The sequence below is a fragment of the Kitasatospora arboriphila genome (assembly GCF_039528095.1).
Classification (GTDB): Bacteria; Actinomycetota; Actinomycetes; order Streptomycetales; family Streptomycetaceae; genus Kitasatospora; species Kitasatospora arboriphila.
Genome location: NZ_BAAALD010000324.1, coordinates 1 through 528, shown reverse-complemented (window position 1 = coordinate 528; position 528 = coordinate 1). Strand labels below are relative to the sequence as shown.

The following is a 528-nucleotide window of genomic DNA, read 5'->3' as shown; positions in this document are numbered from 1 at the left end:
GGGCCCTGGGCCGAGGCGGGGACGTTCGTGGAGGTCTTCACGCTCTGCGAGTCGACGATGCAGGCTGTGGGCTCCGGATCGCGGCCTTCTGCGGCGCGGACCAGGCGTCGTAGAAGGCCGTTGAGCTGTGCGAACACCCCCTCCTTCTGCCATCGGGCGAAGTAGGCGTAGACGGTTTCCCAGGGTGGGTAGTCGTGCGGGAGGTAGCGCCAGGGGATGCCGGTGCGGTCGACGTAGAGGATCGCGTCGAGGAGGTCGCGCAGGTCGTGTTCGGGCGGCCGGCCGAAGGCAAGGGCTCGTGCGGTGCGTGCCTGGCGCCAGGCGGTCAGGGTCGGCTCGATCAGTGCCCAGCGGGCGTCGGACAGGTCGCTCGGATACGGTCGACGAACCGTCATGATGACGGCATACTGCGGGATCACCGCCTTGGCCATGGACCTCGCATATGCGCGGACAGATGCCATCGAGGCCGGCCTTTTGGAATGAGACAGGACGCAGTGCGCATCTCCGGCGGGCTTTCATGGGCAGGTG

Annotated in this window: 1 protein-coding gene; it reads right to left on the bottom strand. The window is 67.6% G+C overall.

Annotation, left to right across the window (positions count from 1 at the left end):
- On the bottom strand, positions 1–395 hold a 395-nt coding region (locus ABD353_RS40200; protein WP_344628638.1), incomplete at its 3' end, for a transposase.
- Between the last annotated feature and the right edge of the window lie 133 nt (positions 396–528).